Annotated in this window: 1 pseudogene; it reads right to left on the bottom strand. The window is 64.4% G+C overall.

Annotated elements, in window-relative coordinates:
• Positions 1 to 1,600: pseudogene (locus AB5Y47_RS12820) on the bottom strand (type I secretion protein); the annotation flags it as partial.

Below are 1,600 nucleotides of genomic sequence, written 5' to 3'. Positions count from 1 at the left end.
TCACGGTCAGAATGGTCTTGCCGCCCGCATCCAGCAGGGTGATGACGTTGCCGTTGACCTGATAGTGGGTCGGCTGGCCGCCGCTGGTGAGGCCATTCAGGCCGGGCTGGCTCGCCTCGAAGTTGAGCGACACCAGGCGATCGCTGCCCACGCTCACCGGCAACTGGCCATCCAGGGTCTGGCCTGAGGCCCCTTCCTGCAAGGTGACCCCGCTGTCGATGCCAAGGTGAGGGTCGGCGGCATCGATGATCACCGCCGTGGTGCTGCCGGTGATCACACTGCCATCGCTGTCGGTCACCTTCACCGGCAGGCTCAGGTTGAGCTTGTCATCCGCCCCGTGATCCAGGTTGGTGTGTACCGTCACCTGATAGTCCAGGGTTGCCTGGGTATGGGCTTCGATGCGGCCCGGCACGCTCGGCAGGGTCACCGTCAGCACCAGGGTGCCGCTCGCAGTCACTGCCTGGAAGCTGTGGCCGTTGCTGCCCGGCACCTCCTGCCAGGTGAGGGTCTCACCGTTGTGGGTGATGGCCTTGCCGCTCGCATCCAGCACCTGACCACTCAGGGTCAGCCGCACGTCCACCACGGGATCGGAGTCCGCCGTGATGGTCAGGGTGCCAGTGGCATGCTGATCATCGCCGGTCTGGTTGTTGCCGGCGCCATCGAAGCACCCTTCACTCACCGTCACGCCGGTCAGGGTGAGGGTCGGGTTGGCCCCTTCCGAAATGCGGATGTTGAGGGTACCCGTGGTGCTGTCGTTGTTGCCGCTGCCCTTGTCGCTGTCGACGATGTTGAGCTTGAACGGCAGGTCGGTCGCGGTGTTGCCGCTCTGGTGAACCCCCTCGAACAGGGTCACCTTGTAGTCAAAGCCGTTGCTGGCAACGTTGTCCAGCTTGCCCACCAGTTCGACCTGAAGCACCTCGACGCGCTGGCCATTGACTTCCACATAGCCTTTCAGCACCTGGTTGCCCGGTATGCTGGCATCGCCGTCCACCAGCTCGTATTTGACGCTCTGACCCAGGGCGGTCAGGGCAGGCTGCTCGCTGATGTCGGCAAACGACACCTCGCTCACCCGATCCGAGCCCGCATTGACCTGGAAGTGGCCGGTGCCAGTCAGGGTATTGCTGCCGTCGAGCCCACGCTCATCCAGGCTCACCCCGCTGCCCGCCACGAAACTTGGCGCATGGCCATCCTTGATGGTGAGCGGCAAGTCGGTGGAGACCCTGTCCCCATCCTTGTCGGTCAGGGTGACGGTGAGCGGCAGGTCGAGGGATTCGCTGCCCTGGTGATCCAGCTCGGCCCCCAGGGTCACCTTGGCGGTGACGCTCCAGTTGCCGTTGTTCTCAACGAGGCTCAGCTCGGCCCGCAGCACCTCGCGGCCGTCGCTACTGGTCCCCACCAGCTCGCCGTTGGCATCCAGGGTGAAGGTAACCGGGCTGCCGTGGCTGCTGTACTTGCCATCCAGGCTCTGCTGAATGGCGGCGATATCGAATTTGAGGCTGCTCGTATCGAGCGCATCAGCCCCGTGGCTCACGGTGAAGCTCATGTGGCTCACCACATCCTTCGCCCCCTGGTTCGCCTCCGTCATCTCGGTGCCGGTCAC

The organism is Aeromonas sp. R7-2 (assembly GCF_040908105.1).
GTDB lineage: Bacteria > Pseudomonadota > Gammaproteobacteria > Enterobacterales > Aeromonadaceae > Aeromonas > Aeromonas caviae.
Note: the sequence above shows the minus strand (reverse complement) of the source record. Positions and strands in the feature narration are given on the sequence as shown.